The organism is Pseudomonas sp. JUb52 (assembly GCF_004341115.1).
In the GTDB taxonomy this organism is placed as follows: domain Bacteria; phylum Pseudomonadota; class Gammaproteobacteria; order Pseudomonadales; family Pseudomonadaceae; genus Chryseomonas; species Chryseomonas oryzihabitans.
Map to the genome: position 1 here is coordinate 128,039 of NZ_SLYS01000007.1, position 21,207 is coordinate 149,245.

General features: G+C 67.4%; 17 protein-coding genes and 3 pseudogenes. 11 read left to right on the forward strand and 9 right to left on the reverse strand.

Going from position 1 to position 21,207, the window contains the following annotated elements; all coding sequences use genetic code 11:
* Positions 1–136: 136 nt before the first annotated feature.
* The 3 pseudogenes from EC839_RS13720 to EC839_RS24980 form a co-directional block, all read left to right on the forward strand.
* Positions 137–2,620 (forward strand): annotated as a pseudogene (locus EC839_RS13720) (PAS domain S-box protein); the annotation flags it as partial.
* A gap of 201 nt (positions 2,621–2,821) precedes the next feature.
* Positions 2,822–3,061, forward strand: a pseudogene (locus EC839_RS24975) (ATP-binding protein); the annotation flags it as partial.
* A gap of 141 nt (positions 3,062–3,202) precedes the next feature.
* Positions 3,203–3,520: pseudogene (locus EC839_RS24980) on the forward strand (response regulator); the annotation flags it as partial.
* A 1-nt stretch (position 3,521) separates the two neighbouring features.
* Here EC839_RS24980 and EC839_RS13725 read toward each other — a convergent pair.
* The 3 genes from EC839_RS13725 to EC839_RS13735 form a co-directional block, all read right to left on the reverse strand.
* The gene (locus EC839_RS13725) at positions 3,522–4,076 is read right to left on the reverse strand and encodes an L-threonylcarbamoyladenylate synthase (protein WP_007160152.1); all 555 of its coding nucleotides are present in this window, start codon (positions 4,074–4,076) and stop codon (positions 3,522–3,524) included.
* Between the two features lie 64 nt (positions 4,077–4,140).
* Complete coding sequence (gene dprA, locus EC839_RS13730; protein ID WP_007160151.1) at positions 4,141–5,226, reverse strand: DNA-processing protein DprA; 1,086 nt, start codon at positions 5,224–5,226, stop codon at positions 4,141–4,143.
* Positions 5,227–5,277: 51 nt separating this feature from the next.
* Entirely contained in the window at positions 5,278–6,309 is a 1,032-nt protein-coding gene (locus EC839_RS13735; protein WP_039975566.1) for a LysM peptidoglycan-binding domain-containing protein, read from the reverse strand.
* Between the two features lie 231 nt (positions 6,310–6,540).
* Here EC839_RS13735 and def point away from each other — a divergent pair, with 231 nt between their 5' ends.
* From def to EC839_RS13755, 4 genes are read left to right on the forward strand one after another with little or no spacing between them, the layout of a single operon-like run.
* Complete coding sequence (gene def, locus EC839_RS13740; protein ID WP_007160149.1) at positions 6,541–7,047, forward strand: peptide deformylase; 507 nt, start codon at positions 6,541–6,543, stop codon at positions 7,045–7,047.
* A gap of 58 nt (positions 7,048–7,105) precedes the next feature.
* Positions 7,106–8,050: a methionyl-tRNA formyltransferase gene (gene fmt, locus EC839_RS13745; protein WP_039975564.1), complete on the forward strand. Its 945-nt coding sequence runs from the start codon at positions 7,106–7,108 to the stop codon at positions 8,048–8,050.
* Complete coding sequence (gene rsmB / locus EC839_RS13750) at positions 8,047–9,348, forward strand: 16S rRNA (cytosine(967)-C(5))-methyltransferase RsmB (protein ID WP_007160147.1); 1,302 nt, start codon at positions 8,047–8,049, stop codon at positions 9,346–9,348. The genes fmt and rsmB overlap by 4 nt, the downstream gene beginning before the upstream one ends.
* An 11-nt stretch (positions 9,349–9,359) precedes the next feature.
* Positions 9,360–9,677 carry a tetratricopeptide repeat protein gene (locus EC839_RS13755; protein WP_007160146.1) on the forward strand — a complete coding sequence of 106 codons (318 nt, stop codon included), beginning with the start codon at positions 9,360–9,362 and terminating at the stop codon, positions 9,675–9,677.
* Here the strand turns inward: EC839_RS13755 and EC839_RS13760 are convergent.
* From EC839_RS13760 to EC839_RS13770, 3 genes are all read right to left on the reverse strand, one after another.
* Positions 9,668–9,940 (reverse strand): PilZ domain-containing protein, encoded by a 273-nt coding sequence (locus EC839_RS13760; RefSeq protein ID WP_007160145.1) that lies wholly within the window; start codon positions 9,938–9,940, stop codon positions 9,668–9,670. The genes EC839_RS13755 and EC839_RS13760 overlap by 10 nt on opposite strands.
* 168 nt (positions 9,941–10,108) lie before the next feature.
* Positions 10,109–10,996: a lysophospholipid acyltransferase gene (locus EC839_RS13765; protein ID WP_007160144.1), complete on the reverse strand. Its 888-nt coding sequence runs from the start codon at positions 10,994–10,996 to the stop codon at positions 10,109–10,111.
* A 90-nt stretch (positions 10,997–11,086) separates the two neighbouring features.
* Positions 11,087–11,671, reverse strand: coding sequence for a DNA-3-methyladenine glycosylase I (locus EC839_RS13770; protein WP_007160143.1), 585 nt, complete (start codon positions 11,669–11,671; stop codon positions 11,087–11,089).
* 175 nt (positions 11,672–11,846) lie between these two features.
* Here EC839_RS13770 and glyQ point away from each other — a divergent pair, with 175 nt between their 5' ends.
* From glyQ to EC839_RS13790, 4 genes are read left to right on the forward strand one after another with little or no spacing between them, the layout of a single operon-like run.
* Entirely contained in the window at positions 11,847–12,812 is a 966-nt protein-coding gene (gene glyQ, locus EC839_RS13775; RefSeq protein ID WP_027598728.1) for a glycine--tRNA ligase subunit alpha, read from the forward strand.
* Complete coding sequence (gene glyS / locus EC839_RS13780; protein ID WP_007160141.1) at positions 12,812–14,869, forward strand: glycine--tRNA ligase subunit beta; 2,058 nt, start codon at positions 12,812–12,814, stop codon at positions 14,867–14,869. Before glyQ ends, glyS begins: the two co-directional genes overlap by 1 nt.
* Before the next feature lie 3 nt (positions 14,870–14,872).
* Positions 14,873–15,415 carry a D-glycero-beta-D-manno-heptose 1,7-bisphosphate 7-phosphatase gene (gene gmhB, locus EC839_RS13785; protein WP_007160140.1) on the forward strand — a complete coding sequence of 181 codons (543 nt, stop codon included), beginning with the start codon at positions 14,873–14,875 and terminating at the stop codon, positions 15,413–15,415.
* Positions 15,415–16,158 carry a 1-acyl-sn-glycerol-3-phosphate acyltransferase gene (locus EC839_RS13790; protein ID WP_007160139.1) on the forward strand — a complete coding sequence of 248 codons (744 nt, stop codon included), beginning with the start codon at positions 15,415–15,417 and terminating at the stop codon, positions 16,156–16,158. The genes gmhB and EC839_RS13790 overlap by 1 nt, the downstream gene beginning before the upstream one ends.
* Before the next feature lie 389 nt (positions 16,159–16,547).
* Here the strand turns inward: EC839_RS13790 and gyrB are convergent, their stop codons facing one another.
* From gyrB to dnaN, 3 genes are read right to left on the reverse strand one after another with little or no spacing between them, the layout of a single operon-like run.
* Positions 16,548–18,968, reverse strand: a complete 2,421-nt coding sequence (gyrB, locus tag EC839_RS13795; RefSeq protein ID WP_132832646.1) for a DNA topoisomerase (ATP-hydrolyzing) subunit B — start codon at positions 18,966–18,968, stop codon at positions 16,548–16,550.
* A complete protein-coding gene (gene recF, locus EC839_RS13800) occupies positions 18,965–20,074 on the reverse strand; it encodes a DNA replication/repair protein RecF (RefSeq protein WP_007160137.1) in 1,110 nt (369 codons plus the stop codon). Before recF ends, gyrB begins: the two co-directional genes overlap by 4 nt.
* A 10-nt stretch (positions 20,075–20,084) precedes the next feature.
* On the reverse strand, positions 20,085–21,188 hold the full coding sequence (gene dnaN / locus EC839_RS13805; RefSeq protein WP_007160136.1) for a DNA polymerase III subunit beta: 1,104 nt from the start codon (positions 21,186–21,188) through the stop codon (positions 20,085–20,087).
* Positions 21,189–21,207: the final 19 nt, after the last annotated feature.

Below are 21,207 nucleotides of genomic sequence, written 5' to 3' on the forward strand. Positions count from 1 at the left end.
CGGGGGAAATCGTGACGGCCATTAAGTTTCCCGCAGCCAGGCGGCACGACGGGGGTAAACGCCGGTCTATCTCGGACAGCCAGGTCGTCACGGCCTGGACGTTCTTTCAAGAATCGGCCGGATCGCTGCCTTCGTCATGCCTATCTCCAGCCCCCTCGCCAGCCTGCTCGACACCGCCACGGACACGGCGCTGATCACCCTGACCGCCGATGGGCGGATCGGGCAGTGGTGCCCGGCCGTCGCCCGGCTGCTGGGCTGGACGGCGCAGGACTGGCTCGGTGAATCCATCGTCGGCCTGCTGCTTCCCGAGCCGCCGGCCGACGGCTGGCTGACCGCCCTCGAACGCTGCCAGACCCAGGGCCTGCGCCACCGCGATGGCCATCTGGTACGCCTCGACCTGCACCTGGTGCCGCTGCGCCGGGCCGATGTCGCCGTGGGCTGGTTGCTGCACGTCTGGCAGGCCCCGGCGAGCCGGGCGCGCTTCGCCGCCCGCCGCAGTGCCGAGCGCGACCTGCCGCAACGCCTGCAGGCGCTCGGCGAATGGTCACGGCGCCTCAGCGGCACCACGGATCTGGCCGCCTTGCGCCTGTGCGCCACCCAGGCCTTGCGGGACCTCGCCGATGATCCCCAGGCGCGGCTGCTGTCCGTGGCCGAGGCCGGCAGTCCGGCGGCGGGTCAGGGGCTCATCCCGTTCGGCCCGGCCGCCCAGCCCCTGGGCTATCTGCAGCTGGGCAGCGCCGTCGAGGCGGACACCCGGCTGTTGCTGGATCAGCTGGCCCTGCTGCTGGGCGCCCTGCTGGTGCGGCAGCAGACCCAGGACCAGGCGCGGCAACTGGAACGACGGCTGTCACTGGAGCAGGGGTTGCTAGCCAGCGTGCTGCAGCAGGCGCCCCTGGGCATCTCCATCACCGAAGCCGGCAGCGAAGAAGCGGTGATGCTCAACGACCGCGTCGACACCCTGCTCGGCAAGCGTCCGGCCGGCGAGACGCTGGACGAACGCTATGGCGCCATCGGCGCCCTGCACGCCAATGGCCAGCCCTATGCGGTGGACGACTATCCCACGGTACGGGTGCTGCGCAGCGGCCAGGCAGTGGCGCCGGAATTGATGCGCTATCGGCGACCCGACGGCAGCATCCGGCTGCTGGAAGTGTCCAGCGCGCCGGTCCGCTCGGCCACTGGCGAGGTGATCGCCTCGGTCACCCTGTTCGATGACGTCCAGCAGCGGGTCGATGCCGAAACCGCCCTGCGCGAACACAGCGCGCGCCTGGCCAGCCTGATCAACCAGGCGGCGGTCGGCATCTGCCAGACCGACGCCCGCGGGCGCATCCTGCTCGCCAATCGCCGCTATTGCGAATTGCTCGATCGCAACGAGGTGGGGGTGCTGGAGCAGACCCTGCAGGCCCAGACCCACCCCGAGGACAGAGCCGTCCTGGAGCGCCATCTCGACACCCTGCGCGAGCGCGGCGACAGCTTCAAGCTGGACCAGCGCTTCCTGCGCCCCGACGGCTCGGTGGTCTGGGTCAGTCTGCATGGCTCGCCGCTGCAATCGGAAATCGGCCAGGAACTGTCGGTGAGCCTGGTGGTGGTGGATCTCACCCAGCGCAAGCAGGCCGAAGCCGCGCTGCACCTGTCCAACCAGCGCTTCCGCAATGCCGTGGAGGCGGTGCAGGGGGTGGTCTGGACCACCAATGCCCAGGGTCATCTGCTCGGCGAACAACTCGCCTGGAGCACCCTGACCGGGCAGAGCTATGCCCAGTATCAGCAGGACGGCTGGGCCGATGCCCTGCACCCCGAGGATGCACCCCGCACCCTGCGCCGCTGGCGCCTGGCGGTGCAGCAGCAGGTGGACTTCCACGACGAACACCGCCTGCGCTGTCGCGACGGCCAGTGGCGCACCTTCAGCGTGCGCGCCCTGCCGGTGCGGGAGAACGGCGTGGTCTGCGAATGGGTGGGCGTGCACACCGACGTCAGCGAGATCCGCATGGCCGAGCACCGCCTGCGCCGGCTGGCCGAATTGCTGGAACAGCGGGTCCACGAGCGCACCGTCGAGCGTGACCGCATGTGGCGGGTGGCCGACGACCTGCTCGGCGTCATCCAGGGACAACGCTGGCTCAGCCGCAATCCCGCCTGGGGCCGCGCCCTGGGCTGGGACGACGAGGAGTTGCGCCACCAGCCGCCGACCTCGCTGGAGCATCCGGACGATCCGCCGGTGTTTCCGCGCCTGGCCGCCCTGCGCCACGGCGAGGTGCTCAGCGATCTGCCCGGGCGCCTGCGTACCCGCGACGGTCACTGGCGCCACATGATGTGGAAGGCCACCGCCGATCACGACGGACGCATCTATGTCTTCGGCCGCGACGTCACCGTCGAGCACGATGCCGCCCTGGCCCTGCAGAATGCCGAAGCGGCCCTGCGCCAGGCGCAGAAGATGGAAGCCATCGGCCATCTCACCGGTGGCATCGCCCACGACTTCAACAACCTGCTCACCGGCATCAGCGGTTCCCTGGAGTTGCTGCGCCGGCGCCTCGACCAGGGTCGCCACGACAACCTGCAGCGCTACCTGGACACCGCCGAGCAATCCGCCACCCGCGCCGCGGCCCTGACCCATCGCCTGCTGGCCTTCGCGCGCCGGCAGACCCTCGATCCGCGACCGGTGGACGTCAACGACCTGATCCTGTCCCTGGAAGAACTCTTCCAGCGCACCCTGGGCGAACGCATCAGCCTGCGCAGCAGCCTCGCGCTGCAATTGCCGCCGGCGCGCACCGACACCAACCAGCTGGAAAACGCCCTGCTGAATCTGGTGATCAATGCCCGCGACGCCATGCCCGAAGGCGGTCAGCTGACCCTGGAAACCGCCCTCGATCACCTCACCGACCTGGCCGCCGAACACGACCTGCCGCCGGGCGACTATGTGCGTCTGACCATCGCCGACACCGGCAGCGGCATGCCCGCCGAGGTGGTGGACCGCGCCTTCGATCCCTTCTTCACCACCAAGCCCATCGGCCAGGGCACCGGTCTGGGCCTGTCGATGCTCTATGGCTTCATCAAGCAGTCCGGTGGCCACGTGACCCTGGAGAGCGAATTGGGCAGCGGTACCCGGGTCAGTCTCTGGCTGCCCTGTGCCCAGCCCGAGCGGCCGGCGGCGAACGACACGCCCCAGGCGGCCATCGCTCAGAGCCGAGGCGAACGCCTGCTGCTGGTGGAAGACGATGTTTCGGTGCGACTGCTGCTGCGCGAGATGCTCACCGAGCTGGGCTATCGGGTGCGCACCGCGGCCAGTGCCTCGGCGGCCCTGACCCTGGTCGACGGCGACCTGCCCTGTGACCTGCTGATCACCGATCTCGGCCTGCCGGATCTCGATGGCGCCGAGCTGGCAGGGCGCCTGCGCGAACGTTGGCCGGAGCTGCCGGTGCTGTTCGTCAGCGGTCATGCCGAGCGCCCGACGCCGAACGGCGAGCCCTCGCTGGCCAAGCCGTTCCAGATCGATGCCCTGGCGCGGTTGCTGCGCCAGCTGCTGGACTGACCTAGGGCCGGAAGACCTTGCCGGTCACCAGATCGCGAATCACGCTGGGATTCTTGCGCCCGCCCAGTTCACCCGTGAGGATGCCGTCGAGGCCATTGGGAAAGTACTGCTGAACCCGTAACCGCGTGCGCGCGGCCGGACGGCCGGCGGGATTGGCCGAGGTGGAGATCAGCGGCCCGGTCAGGGCGCAGAGTTCGCCCACCAGCGGGTGCTCGGAGACCCGCAGCGCCACGGTGGCGTGGGCGCCGGTCACCCAGCCGGGCAGGCGATTGTGGTGCGGCACCAGCCAGGTGTTGGGCCCCGGCCAGGTGCTGGCCAGCTTGGCCAGGGACTCTTCCGGCAGATCATGCAGCAGGAAGTCGAACTGGCGGATGTTGTCGGCCACCAGGATCAGACCCTTTTCCATGGGCCGCCGCTTGAGCATCAGCAGGCGATAGACCGCGGCCTGATCCCAGGGATCGCAGCCCAGGCCCCAGACGGCCTCGGTGGGGTAGGCCAGGACGCCCCCCTCGCGCACGATTCGCGCCGCCTGCCGCACTCGCCAGCTGTTGTGCATCGCCTTGCCTCCGCCAAATCCCTGAAGTCTACCCGAGCGCGCCGGCGATGCCAGTCATCCCCCGCTAGCCGAGGCGACTCCAGCTGCCCTGCTGCGCCACGATTCGGCCTTCCAGCTCCAGCTCGGTCAGCTGGACCAGCACCTCCGGCAACGACAGATCGCAGAGCCGCGCCAGTTCTTCGCTGTTGAGCGGTCCGGCAGCCAGCTGGCGCAGCAGGGGATGCTCTTCGACCGCCACGGTCGTGGCGAGCGGGGCCAGGCTGCGCCAGCCCTGCAGGGCTTCGAGGATGTGTTCCACGCCCTCCACCAGCTGCGCGCCCTCGCGGATCAGCTGGTGACAGCCGCGGGCCCCGGGATGATGGATGGAGCCGGGCAGGGCGAACACCTCGCGGCCCTGCTCGGCGGCCAGTCGCGCGGTGATCAGCGAACCGCTGGAAGGACTGGCCTCCACCACCAGGGTGCCCAGACTGAGACCGCTGATGATCCGGTTGCGCCGCGGAAAGTTGGCGGCCTGGGGCGTGCAGTCCAGCGGCAATTCCGAGACCAGCGCGCCGCCCTCGGCCAGCAGGCGCCGAGCGAGCCCCAGGTGCCGGCGCGGATAGAGCTGCTGCAGGCCGGTACCCAGCACGGCGACCGTGCCGCCGCCGGCGTCCAGGGCACCTTGGTGCGCCGCGCCATCGATGCCCAGCGCCAGGCCGCTGGTGATGCAGAAGCCGGCCGCGGCCAGGCTGTGGGCGAAGCGTCGGGCATTGTCCAGTCCCTGGGCGCTGGCCTGGCGACTGCCGACCAGGGCCAGCTGCGGCCGCTCGAGCAACTCGATCTGGCCTTCGACGAACAGCAAGGGGGGTGGATCGGCGATCTCGGCAAGCAGCGCCGGATAGCGCTCGTCGCCCAGGCAGAGCAGGTGGCGTTCGGGGCCGTCCAGCCAGGCCAGGGCCTGGTCGACCCGTTCGCGGGTGGCGGGACTGCGGCGGGCCTCCGCGGCCACCGCCGGCAGGCGCAGGGCGCGCCAGGCGGAGGCCGGGGCACTGAGGGCGGCGCTGGCACTGCCAAAGGCGTCCAGCAACAGGCGCTGGCGCACGGCGCCAAGCTCTGGGAGTGCATGCAGGCGCAGCCGAGCGTCCAGCTCGGCAGGGGAGAAGCTGGCCATGGTGTCATCCTTGAGGGTGGCCGGTCGCCGTCCTGGCGACCCGGGAGGGGGTTAGGGGTTGCGCACCTTGTCCATGATCGCCAGCTGGCGGGTGGCGGTCAGGATCAGGCCGTAGCTGATCTTGTCGTAGGTGCGAAAGACCATCAGCAGGCCGGCGCGCTCGTCGGGGATCTTCACCAGCTCGCCGGTGATGCGATCGCGCACCGTCTCGCCGGTCTTGTTGACCGCCAGCACGTTGCCCTCGGCCAGGCCGTCACGAGCGCCCTTGTTGAGGGTCACCACATCGAACTGGCCGACCTGGGTGACGCCACGCGGCACATCGAGGATCAGGCCGTTGATGTCGCGGGCCGGGGCGCTGGGCATGAAGGTGGAGTTCACCAGCCGCTCTTCGGTGGGGAACAGCCGGTCGCCCAGGCGCACCTCCTGGGTGGTGCGCGTCAGGCGCAGGGTGGCGATGTCGCCCTCCTGGGCGACCAGATCGGCGCTGCCGATGAAGTCGCCGTTGATGCCGAGGAAGGCGCCGGTCTTGGGATCGACATAGGTCTTGCCCTGGCGGTAGATGCCATAGGCCGAGACCCCCGGCTGCAGCTTGCCGCGCACATAGATGCGATCGCCGGCGCCGCTCACCACGCGCTCGGCGTTGCCGGCCACCACATAGGGCGCCGCCTGGAACTGTTCGGCCGAATCGATGGCGCGATTCTGCAGCAGGAAGCTGTTAACCGCTTCCAGCGGAATGGCCGGGATGGCTTCGGCGATGGGCGTGCTGCGCACCGTGGGCGACAGCTTGACCGTGCCGCGCGAGGCGCCGCGGTTGAGCTGCAGGCGCGGCTGACCGTCGACATAGCTCAGCACCAGGGTGTCACCGGGATAGATGAGATGAGGATTCTTGATCTGCGGATTGGCCTGCCAGATCTCCGGCCATTCCCAGGGTTTGCTGAGGAATCTGGCGGAGATGTCCCAGAGGGTATCGCCGCGAACCACGGTGTAGCTTTCCGGGTGATCCTGACGCAGGGTGACCGCTGCGTACGCCGACTGCAGGGCGCCCCCTGCAACCAGCAGCAGGGCGAACAAAGATTTCCTCATGCGTCGAATCCCTTTACACTCTTGGCCTTGAAGAACCGTCTTCACGCAAACGTCGGGGAATCGCCCCAGTCGTGCCCTGATCGCCACCTTTGTCGGCACCGGGCAGCGCAGGCGCTCATCCCCGTCGACCGACGTCATCCACCACTCGGGACCAGCCCGAGCCGGGTGGAAACAACGCTGCGGCATCTTAGCAGCGCCCCTTGACTGTATTCCACAAGTGCCCTCAACGCCATGGCGATCCTAGACATCCTCGAATTCCCCGATCCCCGCCTGCGCACCGTCGCCAAGCCCATCGACACGGTGGACGACGCCCTGCGCCAGACCATCGACGACATGTTCGAGACCATGTACGAAGCGCCCGGCATCGGTCTGGCCGCCACCCAGGTCAACGTGCATCGCCGCCTGGTAGTGATCGACGTCAGCGAAGACAAGAGCGAGCCGCTGGTCTTCATCAATCCCGAGGCCGAGCCGCTCACCCAGGAACTGGGCGAGTACCAGGAAGGCTGCCTGTCGATCCCCGGCTTCTACGAAAAGGTCTGCCGCCCCGAGCGCGTCCGGGTCAAGGCCCTGGATCGTGACGGCAAGCCCTTCGAGCTGGAATGCGACGGTCTGCTGGCGGTGTGCATCCAGCACGAGATCGATCACCTCGACGGCAAGCTGTTCGTCGACTACCTGTCGCCGCTCAAGCGCGATCGCATCAAGAAGAAGCTCGAAAAGCAGCAGCGCCACAAGGCCTGATCGCCCTGGCGGACGGCGTCATCGGCGTCCGCCGCTCGCCCTTTCCGCCAGGTCCGCCATGTCCAGATCCCTTCGCCTCGTCTTCGCCGGAACCCCGGAATTCGCCGCCGTGCACCTGCAGGCGCTGATCGACGCCGGTTATCCCATCGCCGCCGTCTACACCCAGCCGGATCGCCCCGCCGGGCGTGGCCAGAAACTGGCCATGAGTCCGGTCAAGCAGCTGGCGCTGAGCCACGGCATTCCCGTGCAGCAGCCGCCGACCCTGCGCGATCCCGCCGCCCAGGCCACCCTGGCGGCGCTGGAACCCGATCTGCTGGTGGTGGTGGCCTACGGCCTGATCCTGCCCCAGGCGGTGCTCGACATCCCGCGCCTGGGCTGCATCAACAGCCATGCCTCGCTGCTGCCGCGCTGGCGCGGCGCGGCGCCCATCCAGCGCGCCCTGGAGGCCGGCGATGCCGAATCCGGGGTTACCGTGATGCGCATGGAAGCCGGTCTGGATACCGGTCCCATGCTGAGCAAGGTGACCACGCCGCTGACCGCCGACGACACCGGCGGCAGCCTGCACGATCGCCTGGCCAGCCTGGGCGCCGCCGCCGTGGTCCAGGCGCTGCCGGGTCTGGCCGACGGCAGCCTGGCGGGCGAGGTGCAGGACGACGACCTGGCCACCTATGCGCACAAGCTCAACAAGGACGAGGCCCGGCTGGACTGGGGCCGTCCGGCGGTGGAACTGGAGCGGCGTATCCGCGCCTTCGATCCCTGGCCGCTGTGCCACACCGCCCTGGCCGGCGAGCCGCTCAAGGTCTGGGGTGCCGAATTGGCCGAAGGGCAGGGCGTTCCCGGCATGGTGCTGGATGCCGATCGCCATGGCCTGCTCGTCGCCTGCGGTGACGGCGCCCTGCGCCTGACCCGGCTGCAGCTGCCCGGGGGCAAGCCGCTGGGCTTCGCCGATCTTTACAACGCCCGTCGCAAGCGCTTCGCTCCCGGGCAGGTGCTGGGTCTATGAATCCGCGGCTGGCATCTACCCGCGCCCTGGCGGCGGTCCTCGCCGGCCGCGCCTCCCTCGGCAGCAGCCTGCCCGAGCAACTGGCCAAGGTCGATCCGCGTGACCGCGCCCTGGCCCAGGATCTGGCCTTCGGCACCGCCCGCTGGCAGCCGCGCCTGTCGCTGCTGGCGGAAAAGCTCATGGATAAACCCTTCAAGGCCGGCGACCGCGACCTCGAAGCCCTGCTGCTGATCGGACTCTACCAGCTGTTCCACACGCGCATCCCGGCCCATGCCGCCATCGGCGAGACGGTGGGCTGCGTCGACAACCTGAAGAAATCCTCGGCCAAGGGCCTGCTCAATGCCGTGCTGCGCCGCGCCCAGCGCGAATACGACAGCCTGCTGCCGGCCCTGGAGCATGACCCGGCGGCGCGCCTGGCCCATCCGCGCTGGCTGCAGAAAGCCCTCAAGGCGCGCTGGCCCGAGCAGTGGGAGGCCATCGCCACGGCCAACAACCTGCATCCGCCGCTGATCCTCAGGGTCAATCGCCGTCAGGGCGGTCGCGATGCCTATCTGGCCGACCTGGCCGCCGCCGGTATCGAGGCCATGCCCTGCGCCTTCAGCGCCGACGGCATCCGCCTGCTGCAGCCCCAGGACGTCACCGCCCTGCCAGGCTTCGCCGCGGGTCGCTTGAGCGTGCAGGACGAAGCCGCGCAGCTGGCGGCCGAACTGCTGGAGCTGGCGCCCGGCCAGCGGGTGCTGGACGCCTGCGCCGCGCCCGGGGGCAAGACCTGCCATCTGCTGGAACGTGAGCCGGGGCTGGCCGAGGTGGTGGCGCTGGACGCCGATGCCGGCCGCCTGGAGCGGGTCGAGCAAAATCTGGCGCGCCTGGGCCTCACCGCCCGCACCCTGGCCGCCGATGGCCGCGCCGTGGCCGACTGGTGGGACGGCACGCCCTTCCAGCGCATCCTGCTGGACGCCCCCTGCAGCGCCACCGGGGTGATCCGCCGCCATCCGGACATCAAGCTGACCCGCAAGGCCAGCGACATCGCGCCCCTGGTGCAGCTGCAGGGTGAATTGCTGGACGCCCTCTGGCCGACGCTGGAGGTGGGCGGCATCCTGGTCTATGCGACCTGTTCGGTGCTACCGGAAGAAAACAGCAGCAACCTCGCCGCCTTTCTCGCCCGCACCCCCGGCGCCCGCGAACTGGACATCCCCGCCCCCTGGGGCCTTGCCCAGCCCCACGGCCGCCAGCTGCTGCCGCAGCCCGACGGCCATGACGGCTTCTATTACTGCAAGCTGATCAAGATCGCCAAGTAGGAGACCTCGCCATGCTCGAATCCCTGGAGAAGATGCTCGCCCGCGGCCAGGACAACGCCCTGCTCAGATTCGGTCTGGGCAAGGGCTATCTGGATGCCGGCGAGCCCGCCCGGGCGATCGAGCACCTGGCGCGTTGCGTCGAATTTGATCCGGCCTATTCGGCGGCCTGGAAGCTGCTGGGCAAGGCCCATGAGGGGAGTGGCGACCTGGCCAGCGCCGAGGCGGCCTGGACCCAGGGCTTGCAGGCGGCGCAGGCCAGGGGCGACAAGCAGGCGGAAAAGGAAATGACGGTGTTTCTCAAGCGCCTGGCGCGCCGCGCTCAGTCCTGATCGCGGAGGAATCTGAGGCCCGCGCCGTCACCGTCGGTGCGCATGACTTCCATGGTCACCTTGGGCGCTTCGATCGGCAGGTCGAGCACCTGGCCGACCACGCGGGTGCCCTGCGGCAGCCGGGTCAGCTCGGGATGCACCACATAGACGCCGCCATCGGACAGGTCGCGGGTCTCGCCGACGATCTCGCCATCCGGATAGGCGATCCACAGCCGGCACTTGAGCGGGGTACGGGTATGCTGGCGCTGATCGCGCGAATTCATCGCCTGACTCCCTGGCTTAGGCGCTCCCTTGAGGTCCTGGCAGCTTCCGGCAAAGCCCGGCGCCTGTCAGCCGCGCACCGACCGAACGGTGCTGGCGAAGCGCCGAGCGATAGGTCATAGGACCACCGCCTGTCCCTCGGCGCCCGGGCCGGACCCGGGCGCTAGACCTCAGTACCACTTCTCCTCGCCATCCGGGCGATTCTTGAACCTCTTCATGCTCCACATGTACTGGGTCGGATAGCGCCGCACGTAGCCGGCCAGCACCTCGCTCATGGCGGCCACCGAGACCTCCGGATCCGGGTCGTACATGGCCGGCGGCGCCGCTTCCAGGATCACCTTGTAGCCGCTGCCGTCTGCCAGGCGCACGGCATGGAAGAACACCCCGCGGGCCTTGCCGCGCGCCAGCAGCGAGGGCACGAACTTGCTGGTCAGGGCGGTGGTGCCGAGAAAGGGCACGAAGAGGCCGGCGCTGCGACTCGGCTCGGGATCCGCCGGAATGCCCACGGCGCCGCCGCGCCGGACTTCCTTGATCACGCTGATGATGCCTTCCGGGGTGGAGGGCGCCACCCGATTGCCCAGCTGCACCCGCTGGCGCTTGAGCAGCTCGTCCACCGCCTTGAGCTTGGGCGGCCGGTAGAAGATGATCGGCTTGGCATGGGAGCAGTAGAAGTGGTTGAGCAACTCCCAGTTGCCCAGGTGGCTGGTGATGCCCACCACGCCATCGCCGGAGGCCAGGGCTTCCTGCAGGACGTCCATGCCTTCCACCTCGCGCACCAGGCGCAAGGAACGCTGCGGCGACCAGATCCAGGCGCAGGCGCTTTCGGTCAGGGTCTTGCCGATACCGCGCAGGCACTCGCGCGACAGCCGTTCCAGACCGGCGGCATCGAGTTCGGGAAAACAGTGGGCGAGGTTGATGCGGGTGACCTTGCTGGCGCGGGTCGGCAGCTTCCACATGCACCAGCCGATGAATCCACCCAGGCGCTGCACCAGCGGCCAGGGCAGCAGGGCGAAAAGGCGCAGGAAGGCGATCATCAGCGCGCCTTTGAATCTTTCCAAAAGAGGGGCTCCTGTCTGAATGCCCAGACAGTTTACCGTCTACAGACCCCGGAAACGTTAAGAAAGCGTAAGGTTCGCGCCAACTGGCAGCTATACATTCGACTTTTCCTGCAGCCCTGCCGACGCAGACGCCAATTCGCCATGGCGGTCGCAGTCGAGGGTGTGGTCCATGACCAGACCCATGGCCTGCATGAAGGCATAGCAGATGGTCGGGCCGACAAAGGTGAAACCGGCCCGCTTGAGCGCCTTGCTCATGGCCTCGGCTTCCGGGGTGATCGCCGGCACCTCGCTGCGATCGCGGAAACGATTGATGCGCGGGGTACCGCCGACAAAGGACCACAGCCAGCCAGCAGGATCTTCGAGGCGCAACCAGGCCTGGGCATTCTGACGAGCGGCGCGCAGCTTGGCGCCATTACGGATGATGCCCGGGTCCTGTAGCAGCACCGCGATATCGGCATCGCTCAGCTGCGCCAGACGCGCGGGATCGAAGCCATGCAGCACCTGACGATAGCGCTCGCGTTTCTTCAGCACGGTGATCCACGACAGTCCGGCCTGGAAGCCCTCCAGCAGGAGAAATTCGAAGAGCACCGCCGGATCGCGCTGGGGCACGCCCCATTCGTGGTCGTGATACTCGATGTACAGCGGATCGGCGGTGCACCAGAAGCAACGCGGCATGGCGAAGACTCGGTCGAGGAGGGAAGGCCTCACCTTAGCGCAATTGCCCGCCAGCGGAGACAGCCCGTCCGGACAACCCGGCCAGCCGCCCGGCCGCGACACGAGTCCCATGCGGGCGACGACGGCTTTCAGCTATACTCCCCGGCTTTTCGTCGCAGCCGAACGGGTATTTTTCGTGAGCCAGTCCAAGCCCACCGTGCGCACCTTCCAAGACTTGATCCTGGCCTTGCAGCAATACTGGGCCGAGCAGGGCTGCGTGGTACTCCAGCCCTATGACATGGAAGTCGGCGCCGGTACCTTCCACACCGCCACCTTCCTGCGCGCCATTGGTCCCGAGACCTGGAACGCCGCCTATGTGCAGCCCAGCCGCCGCCCCACCGACGGCCGCTACGGCGAGAATCCCAATCGCCTGCAGCACTACTACCAGTTCCAGGTGGTCTTGAAACCCAACCCGGACAATTTCCAGGAGCTCTACCTGGGCTCCCTGGCCGCCATCGGCCTGGATCCGCTGGTGCACGACGTGCGCTTCGTCGAGGACAACTGGGAATCGCCCACCCTGGGCGCCTGGGGTCTGGGCTGGGAAGTCTGGCTCAACGGCATGGAAGTCACCCAGTTCACCTACTTCCAGCAGGCGGGCGGTCTCGAGTGCTACCCGGTGACCGGAGAGATCACCTATGGCCTGGAGCGCCTGGCCATGTACCTGCAGGGCGTGGATTCGGTCTATGACCTGATCTGGGCCGACGGCCCCTTCGGCACCGTGACCTACGGCGACGTCTTCCACCAGAACGAGGTGGAGCAGAGCACCTACAACTTCGAGCACGCCAATGTGCCCAAGCTGTTCGAGCTGTTCGACTTCTATGAGTCCGAGGCCAATCGCCTGATCGCCCTGGACCTGCCGCTGCCCACCTACGAGATGGTGCTCAAGGCCTCCCACACCTTCAACCTGCTGGACGCCCGCCGCGCCATCTCGGTGACCGAGCGCCAGCGCTACATCCTGCGCGTGCGCACCCTGGCGCGCAGCGTCGCCCAGGGCTATTTTAAGGCCCGGGCGCGGCTGGGCTTCCCGCTGGCCAGCCCCGCGCTGCGTGACGAGGTCCTGGGTCGCGACGATGTCCAGGCGCTGCTCAAGGAGGGCGAATGATGAGCACCACTCTGGATTTCCTGGTCGAACTGGGTACCGAAGAACTGCCACCCAAGGCGCTCAAGACCCTTGGCGACAGCTTTCTCGCCGGCATCGAAAAGGGCCTCAAGCAGGCCGGTCTCGGCTATGCCAGCGCCCGCGCCTATGCCGCGCCACGCCGCCTGGCGGTGCTGGTCGAGGCCCTGCAGACCCAGCAGCCCGAGCGTAGCGTCAATCTGGACGGCCCGCCGATCCAGGCCGCCTTCGGCGCCGATGGCCAGCCGACCCAGGCCGCGCTGGGCTTCGCCCGCAAGTGTGGCGTCGATATCAGCGCCATCGACCGCAGCGGTCCCAAGCTGAGATTCTCCCAGAGCATTCCCGGTCAACCGGCGGCCAGCCTGCTGCCCGGCATCGTCGAAGCCTCCCTGGCCGAGCTGCCGATTCCCAAGCGCATGCGCTGGGCCGCCCGCCGCGAGGAATTCGTGCGCCCGACCCAGTGGCTGGTGATGCTGCTGGGTGACGAGGTCATCGACTGCGAGATCCTGACCCGCCGCGCCGGCCGTGAGTCCCGTGGCCATCGCTTCCACCATCCCGACGCCGTGCGCATCAGCGCCCCGGCCCACTACGCCGCCGACCTGCGCGCCGCCCATGTGCTGGCCGACTTCGCCGAGCGCCGCCAGCTGATCGAATCCCGCGTGGCCGAACTGGCCGCGGCGGAGCAGGGCAGCGCCGTGGTGCCGCCCGCGCTGCTGGACGAGGTGACCGCCCTGGTGGAATGGCCGGTGCCCCTGGTCTGCGCCTTCGAGGAACGCTTCCTCGAGGTGCCCCAGGAAGCCCTGATCACCACCATGCAGGACAACCAGAAGTACTTCTGCCTGCTGGACGCCCAGGGCAAACTCCTGCCGCGCTTCATCACCGTGGCCAACCTGGAGAGCAAGGATCCGGCGCAGATCGTCAGCGGCAACGAGAAGGTGGTCCGCCCCCGTCTCACCGATGCCGAATTCTTCTTCAAGCAGGACCAGAAGCAGCCGCTGGAAAGCTTCAACGAGCGCCTCAAGAACGTGGTCTTCCAGGCCCAGCTCGGCACCGTCTACGACAAGGCCCAGCGCGTCGCCGCCCTGGCCGCCTTTATCGCCGAACGCATCGGTGGTGATGCCGAGCGCGCCCACCGCGCCGGTGTGCTCGCCAAATGCGACCTGGCCACCGAGATGGTCGGCGAATTCCCCGAGATGCAGGGCATCGCCGGCTACTACTACGCCAAGAAGGGCGGCGAGGCCGACGACGTGGCCCTGGCGCTCAACGAGCAGTACATGCCGCGCGGCGCCGGCGCCGAATTGCCGCAGACCCTGACCGGTGCCGCCGTGGCCCTGGCCGACAAGCTCGACACCCTGGTCGGCATCTTTGGCATCGGCATGCTGCCCACCGGCAGCAAGGACCCCTTCGCCCTGCGCCGTCAGGCCCTGGGGGTGCTGCGCATCCTCATCGAGAAGGGCCTGGAGCTGGATCTGCCGGCCGCCGTCGCCTTCGCCATCGCCGGTTACGGCGAGCGGGTCAAGGCCGCGGGGCTGCAGGAGCAGGTGCTGGACTTCGTCTTCGACCGGCTGCGTGCCCGCTACGAGGACGAAGGCGTCGACACCGCCGCCTACCTGGCCGTGCGGGCCCTGCGCCCGGCTTCGGCGCTGGACTTCGATCAGCGCGTCCAGGCCGTGCAGGCCTTCCGCCGCCTGCCCGAGGCCGAAGCCCTGGCCGCCGCCAACAAGCGCGTCTCCAACCTGCTCGGCAAGTTCGAGGGCACGGTCGCCACCCAGGCCGATGCCACGCTGTTCGAGACCGACGCCGAGCGCACCCTGGCCGCGGCCATCGCCGATGCCGAGCGGGAAGCCGCGCCCCTGGCCGAAGCCCGCCGTTATCGCGAAGCCCTGGAGCGCCTGGCCAGCCTGCGCGCCCCGGTGGATGCCTTCTTCGACGAGGTGCTGGTCAACGCCGAGGACGAGCGCGTCCGCGCCAACCGCTATGCGCTGCTCGCCCACCTGCGTGGCCTGTTCCTGGGCATCGCCGACATCTCGGTGCTGGGCTAGGGCATGAAGCTGATCGTGCTGGACCGCGATGGCGTCATCAATGTCGATTCCGATGACTACGTGCGCAGCGCCGAGCAGTGGCAACCGCTGCCCGGCAGCCTCGCCGCCATCGCTCGCCTGAACCGGGCCGGCTGGCAGGTGGCCGTGGCCACCAACCAGTCCGGCCTGGCCCGCGGCTACTTCACGGCAGACGACCTGACGGCCATGCACGAAAAATTGCAGCGGCTGCTGGCGGAGGAGGGCGGTCGGGTCGACCTGATCCTGCACTGCCCCCATGGCCCGGAAGCGGGCTGCGACTGCCGCAAGCCGCTGCCCGGCCTGTTTCGCGCCATCGCCCACCACTATGGCCGGGCCGACCTGAACGGCGTGCCAGTGGTGGGCGACAGCCTGCGCGATCTGGAAGCCGGCGTGGCCCTTGGCTGCACGCCCTGTCTGGTGCGTACCGGCAAGGGCGAGCGCACCCTGGCCAAGCCCTTGCCAGCCGGTACCCGGGTCTTCGCCGACCTGGCCGCGGTGGCTGATCACCTGCTCGAGGAAGCGCCCTGATGCGGCTCTTGCGTACCCTGTTGTTCTATGTGCTGCTGGGCACCAGCGGCATCCTCTGGTCCTGCGTCAGCCTGCTGATCGCCCCCTTCCTCGCCTATCGCGCCCGCTATCGGCTGGTGGTCAAGGCCTGGACCGGTTTCGCCGTCTGGCTGGCCAAGGTCATCTGCGGCATCCGCTACGAGATCGAAGGCCTGGAAAACGTCCCAGCGCAGCCCTGCGTGATCGTGGCCAACCACCAGAGCACCTGGGAAACCTTTTTCCTCTCCGCCCAGTTCGAGCCCACTTCCCAGGTGATCAAGCGCGAATTGCTGCGGATTCCCTTCTTCGGCTGGGCCTTCTCGCTGCTCAAGCCGATCGCCATCGACCGCGACAACGGCAAGCTGGCCTTGCAGCAACTGACGGAGCAGGGCGGTCGCTACCTGGCCCAGGGTTGCTGGGTGCTGATCTTTCCCCAGGGCACCCGCATCGATCACGGCCAGATGGGCAAGTTCTCTCGCGGTGGCGCCGCCCTGGCCTGCAGCCTGAACGTGCCCATCCTGCCCATCGCCCATGACGCCGGTGCCTACTGGCCCAATCGCTCCTGGATCAAGTCGCCGGGGACCATCAAGGTCAGCATCGGTCCGCTGCTCCATCCCCAGGGTCAGGATCCGCGCGCCATCGTCGATCTCAATACCCGCTGCTTCGCCTTCATCGAACAGGCCCTGGCGCCCAAGCCCGACGCCAGTCCCGCCTGCGCTGCGTAGCCTCACCGCCAGGCCGCGAGGCCTGGCTGTTTCCACCTCTTTTCCGCCCTTTTCCCACAGAATTATCCACAGGCCAGGTTGAGCCTTTGGTGTGGGCGGATTTTGGCCAGCTACCGCGGATGAGTCGTCATCCACAAGTACCGACAAGCTTATTCCCAGGCTTATCCACAGGATCGCCCGTTATAGCCTGTGTCTCTATGCCGCATGGCACGGCCTCTTTGCGTATCTTTTCGACGTCGATCAAAAGCGGCTGAGGAAAACTATCCACAAAACCTCTGGCTATAAGATGAACGGCGTTTGCTCTCGGGGAACGAAACGCTACGTCTATCTAGACAGAATGTTTTCCACAAAAAAGCCCCGCATGGCGGGGCTTGTGCATAACCGTGGGGTCAGACGTCGAGGTTCGACACGGCCAGGGCATTGCTCTCGATGAAGTCGCGGCGCGGCTCTACCTGATCGCCCATCAAGGTGTTGAAGATCTGATCGGCAGCAATGGCGTCCTCGATGGTCACCTGCAGCATGCGGCGCACGTTCGGGTCCATGGTGGTTTCCCACAGCTGATCCGGATTCATCTCGCCCAGGCCCTTATAGCGCTGGATGTTGAATCTCTTGCTGGTCTCGAGCATCAGCCATTCCCAGGCTTCCTTGAAAGTGCTGACCGGGCGCCGGCGTTCGCCGCGCTTGGCGTAGGCGCCTTCTTCCAGCAGGTTGTCCAGCTGGGCGGCCAGCTCGGTCACCAGCCGGTAATCGTTGCTGCCGAAGAAATCCCGGTTGAAGGTGACGTAGCTGGACAGACCGTGTGCACGGGTCTCGACCTCAGGCAGCCACAGGCTGCGCTCGCGGTCTTCGCGCAGGCTCAGGCTGTAGGTGGTGCCATTGCGCTCGGCAGCTTTCAGGCGCGTCTCTAGGCCGGCCAGCCACTGACGCATGGCCGCCTCGTCACCCAGCTGCTCCACGCCCACGCGGGGCAGGTACAGCAGGTGTTCGCTGACGTCGGCCGGATAGAGACGCGACAGGCGCTTGAAGGTCTTCATCACCTGGCGATAGCTGTTCACCAGCTTCTCGAGTTCCACGCCGGACAGGCCCGGGGCGTTCTCGTTGACGTGCAGGCTGGCTTCCTCGAGGGCGGTCTGGGTCAGGTATTCCTCCATCGCCTCGTCGTCCTTGATGTACTGCTCCTGCTTGCCACGCTTCACCTTGTACAGCGGCGGCTGGGCGATGTAGATGTAGCCCCGCTCGATCAGCAGCGGCATCTGGCGGAAGAAGAAGGTAAGCAGCAGAGTACGGATGTGCGAACCGTCGACGTCAGCATCGGTCATGATGATGATGTTGTGGTAGCGCAGCTTGTCGATGTTGAACTCTTCGCGACCGATACCGCAGCCCAGCGCGGTGATCAGGGTGCCTACCTCCTGGGAGGAGAGCATCTTGTCGAAGCGGGCCTTCTCGACGTTGAGGATCTTGCCCTTGAGCGGCAGGATCGCCTGGGTGCGCCGGTTGCGGCCCTGCTTGGCCGAACCACCGGCGGAGTCACCCTCCACGATGTAGAGTTCGGACAGCGCCGGGTCCTTTTCCTGGCAGTCCGCCAGCTTGCCGGGCAGACCGGCGATGTCCAGGGCGCCCTTGCGGCGGGTCATCTCCCGCGCCTTGCGCGCCGCTTCCCGGGCCCGGGCCGCGTCGATCATCTTGCCGACCACCGCCTTGGCCTCGTTGGGATTCTCCAGCAGGAAGTCGGAGAAGTACTTGCCCATCTCCTGTTCCACCGCGGTCTTCACCTCGGAGGAGACCAGCTTGTCCTTGGTCTGGGAGGAGAACTTGGGATCCGGCACCTTGACCGAGATGATGGCGGTCAGGCCTTCGCGGGCGTCGTCACCGGTGGTGGCCACCTTGAACTTCTTGGCCAGGCCCTCGGCCTCGATGTAGTTGTTCAGGTTGCGCGTCAGAGCCGAGCGGAAGCCCGCCAGGTGGGTACCGCCATCGCGCTGGGGAATGTTGTTGGTGAAGCAGAGGATGTTCTCGTTGAAGCTGTCGTTCCACTGCAGGGCCACTTCCACGCCGACGCCATCGTCTTCGCGCTGCACCTGGAAATGGAACACCTCGTTCACCGCGGTCTTGTTGGTGTTGAGGTAGTCGACGAAGGCACGCAGGCCGCCTTCGTACTTGAACAGCTCTTCCTTGCCGCTGCGCTCGTCGCGCAGGACGATGCCGACGCCGGAGTTGAGGAAGGACAGCTCGCGAATCCGCTTGGCCAGGATGTCCCAGCTGAACTGGATGTTGCTGAAGGTCTCGGCGGACGGCTTGAAGTGCACCTGGGTACCGGTGGTGTCGGTCTCGCCGATCACCGCCAGCGGCGCCTGGGGCACGCCATGCACATAGACCTGCTCCCATACCTGGCCGGCGCGGCGAATGGTCAGTCGCAGCTCTTCGGACAGGGCGTTCACCACCGAGACGCCCACGCCGTGCAGACCGCCGGACACCTTGTAGGTGTTGTCATCGAACTTACCGCCGGCGTGCAGCACGGTCATGATGACCTCGGCTGCGGAAACGCCTTCCTCCTTGTGGATATCCACCGGGATGCCGCGACCGTTGTCGCGCACGGTGATGGATTCGTCCATGTGGATGGTGATGCTGATCTCGCTGCAGAAGCCGGCCAGGGCCTCGTCGATGGAGTTGTCCACCACCTCGAAGACCATGTGGTGCAGGCCGGTGCCGTCATCGGTGTCGCCGATGTACATGCCGGGGCGCTTGCGCACGGCATCCAGTCCCTTCAGCACCTTGATGCTGGAAGAGTCGTAGGTATTGGTCTCGCTCATGCTTGGCTCCCGCTAGTGTGGGTCTGCTTGATATGGCCGTGTTCCACGTGAAACACGCTGACCTCTGTCTCCGGCCGCCAGGCGGCCTGTAGCGTCTCGCGCTCGACACAGGTGATGAAGACTTGGCACTCCAGTGCCTCCAGCAGCCGGCACAAGGCCAGCCGGTGTCCCTCGTCCAGTTCCGAGGGCAGGTCGTCGATGAGATAGACGCACTGGCCCCGCTTGACCTGGTTGACCAGCCGCCCCTGGGCGATGCGCAGTGCGCACACCACCAGCTTCTGCTGGCCGCGCGACAGGATGTCCGCCGCGTTGTGATTGCCGATGCGGATCCGCAGGTCGGCGCGCTGGGGACCGGCCTGGGTATGCCCCAGCTGCAGATCCCGCGGCAGGCTGTCCGCCAGCACCTCGCGCAGATCGCGCTCGCGGTCCCAGCCGCGGTAGTAACTCAGGGTCAGGCCGTCGAGCTGGATCAGCTCGGCCAGCACCGCGGTAAATTCCGGTTTCAGGCGCTGGATATAGGCCTGACGAAAGCCATCGATCTCGGCGCTGGCCAGGGCCAGTTCCTGATCCCAGGCAGCCTGCGCCGCAGGGTCGATTTTACCACGTCTGAGCCAGTGATTTCGCTGCCTGAGCGCCTTTTGCAGGCGTTGCCACAGCGGCAGGAAACGCTGTTCCTCGTGGAACACGCCCCAGTCGAGAAACTGCCGTCTGATCTTGGGACTGCCTTCGAGCAACCGGAAGCCGTCGGGGTTGATCAGCTGCAGCGGCAGCACCTCGGCCAGCTGCGCCGCGCTGCGGGCATTCTCGCCATTGATGCGGATCTGGTAGTCGCCCCCGCGCTCGCGCTGGATGCCCAGGTTGCAGTCCTGCCCCCCGGGCAGCCGTACCTGGCCGAACACCGTGCAGCTGGCCTGCTCGTGCTGGATGACCGGTGCCAGCTTGGTGCTGCGAAAGGAGCGGGCCAGGCCCAGCAGGTGGATGGCTTCCAGCAGGCTGGTCTTGCCGCTGCCGTTGGCGCCGTGCAGCAGGTTGACCCGGGGCGAGGGCTGAAGCGCGACCGCCTGCAGATTGCGCAGGCGGTCGGCATTGAAGCGGATCAGCGTCATCGAGCGGCGATCAGAGGCGCATCGGCATCACGACATAGGAGGAATCGTCGTTGCCCGCCTCCTGCAACAGCGCACTGCTGCTGGAATCGGACAGGGTGATGCGCACCTGGTCGGTGGTCATCACGCCGAGCACGTCGAGCAGGTAGCTGACGTTGAAGCCGATCTCCAGGCTGCCACCGTCGTAGTCGACCTGCAGTTCTTCTTCGGCCTCTTCCTGCTCCGGGTTGTTGGCCTGGATCTTCATGAAGCCGTTTTCCAGCTGCAGGCGGATACCGCGGTACTTCTCGTTGGAGAGAATGGCGGTGCGGCTGAACGCCTCGCGCAGGTGCTGACGTTCGCCCAGCACCAGCTTGTCGCCATGCCGCGGCAGCACGCGCTCGTAGTCGGGGAACTTGCCGTCCACCAGCTTGGAGGTAAAGGTGAAGTCTCCGGTAGTGGCGCGGATATGGTGCTGGCCCAGCACCACATTGACCGGCTCTTCCGGTTCGGTGAGCAGGCGCGACAGTTCCAGGATGCCCTTGCGCGGCACGATGACCTGGTGCTTCTCGGCCTGATCGACGTCGGCTTCCAGCATGCACATGGCCAGGCGGTGACCGTCGGTGGCCACGGCACGCAGGCGCCCGGTGCTGGCTTCCAGCAGCATGCCGTTGAGGTAGTAGCGCACGTCCTGCTGGGCCATGGCGAAGCCGGTGCGCTCGATCAGGCGGCGCAGGCGACCCTGGGGAATGCTGAACTTCAGCGAACCCGGACCTTCCTCCACGGTGGGGAAGTCGTTGGCCGGCAGGGTGGACAGGGTGAAACGGCTGCGTCCGGCGCGGATCAGCAGCTTCTGCTCCTCGGTGCGGATGTCGATCAGCGCATCGGGCTGCAGGCTCTTGCAGATGTCCATCAGCTTGCGCGCCGGCACGGTGATCTCGCCGGCTTCGGCGGCTTCTTCCAGATCGACCCGGCCAACCAGCTCGACTTCCAGGTCGGTACCGGTCAGCGACAGCCGCTGGCCTTCCACGACCAGGAGTACGTTGGACAGCACCGGCAGCGTTTGCCGACGTTCCACGACACCGGCCACCAGCTGCAGCGGTTTCAACAGGGCTTCGCGTTGAATGGTGAAATGCATGGTCAGGTCCTTGCCAGGG

Bases quoted from the DNA above. Each gene is read 5' to 3' on its own strand.
- EC839_RS13790 (WP_007160139.1), top strand. From the start codon at position 15,415: ATGCGGCTCTTGCGTACCCTGTTGTTCTATGTGCTGCTGGGCACCAGC.
- gyrB (WP_132832646.1), bottom strand. From the start codon at position 18,968: ATGAGCGAGACCAATACCTACGACTCTTCCAGCATCAAGGTGCTGAAG.
- dprA (WP_007160151.1), bottom strand. From the start codon at position 5,226: ATGGCCAGCTTCTCCCCTGCCGAGCTGGACGCTCGGCTGCGCCTGCAT.
- EC839_RS13755 (WP_007160146.1), top strand. From the start codon at position 9,360: ATGCTCGAATCCCTGGAGAAGATGCTCGCCCGCGGCCAGGACAACGCC.
- EC839_RS13760 (WP_007160145.1), bottom strand. From the start codon at position 9,940: ATGAATTCGCGCGATCAGCGCCAGCATACCCGTACCCCGCTCAAGTGC.
- EC839_RS13770 (WP_007160143.1), bottom strand. From the start codon at position 11,671: ATGCCGCGTTGCTTCTGGTGCACCGCCGATCCGCTGTACATCGAGTAT.
- EC839_RS13735 (WP_039975566.1), bottom strand. From the start codon at position 6,309: ATGAGGAAATCTTTGTTCGCCCTGCTGCTGGTTGCAGGGGGCGCCCTG.
- dnaN (WP_007160136.1), bottom strand. From the start codon at position 21,188: ATGCATTTCACCATTCAACGCGAAGCCCTGTTGAAACCGCTGCAGCTG.
- def (WP_007160149.1), top strand. From the start codon at position 6,541: ATGGCGATCCTAGACATCCTCGAATTCCCCGATCCCCGCCTGCGCACC.
- EC839_RS13725 (WP_007160152.1), bottom strand. From the start codon at position 4,076: ATGCACAACAGCTGGCGAGTGCGGCAGGCGGCGCGAATCGTGCGCGAG.
- gmhB (WP_007160140.1), top strand. From the start codon at position 14,873: ATGAAGCTGATCGTGCTGGACCGCGATGGCGTCATCAATGTCGATTCC.
- glyS (WP_007160141.1), top strand. From the start codon at position 12,812: ATGAGCACCACTCTGGATTTCCTGGTCGAACTGGGTACCGAAGAACTG.
- recF (WP_007160137.1), bottom strand. From the start codon at position 20,074: ATGACGCTGATCCGCTTCAATGCCGACCGCCTGCGCAATCTGCAGGCG.
- rsmB (WP_007160147.1), top strand. From the start codon at position 8,047: ATGAATCCGCGGCTGGCATCTACCCGCGCCCTGGCGGCGGTCCTCGCC.
- fmt (WP_039975564.1), top strand. From the start codon at position 7,106: ATGTCCAGATCCCTTCGCCTCGTCTTCGCCGGAACCCCGGAATTCGCC.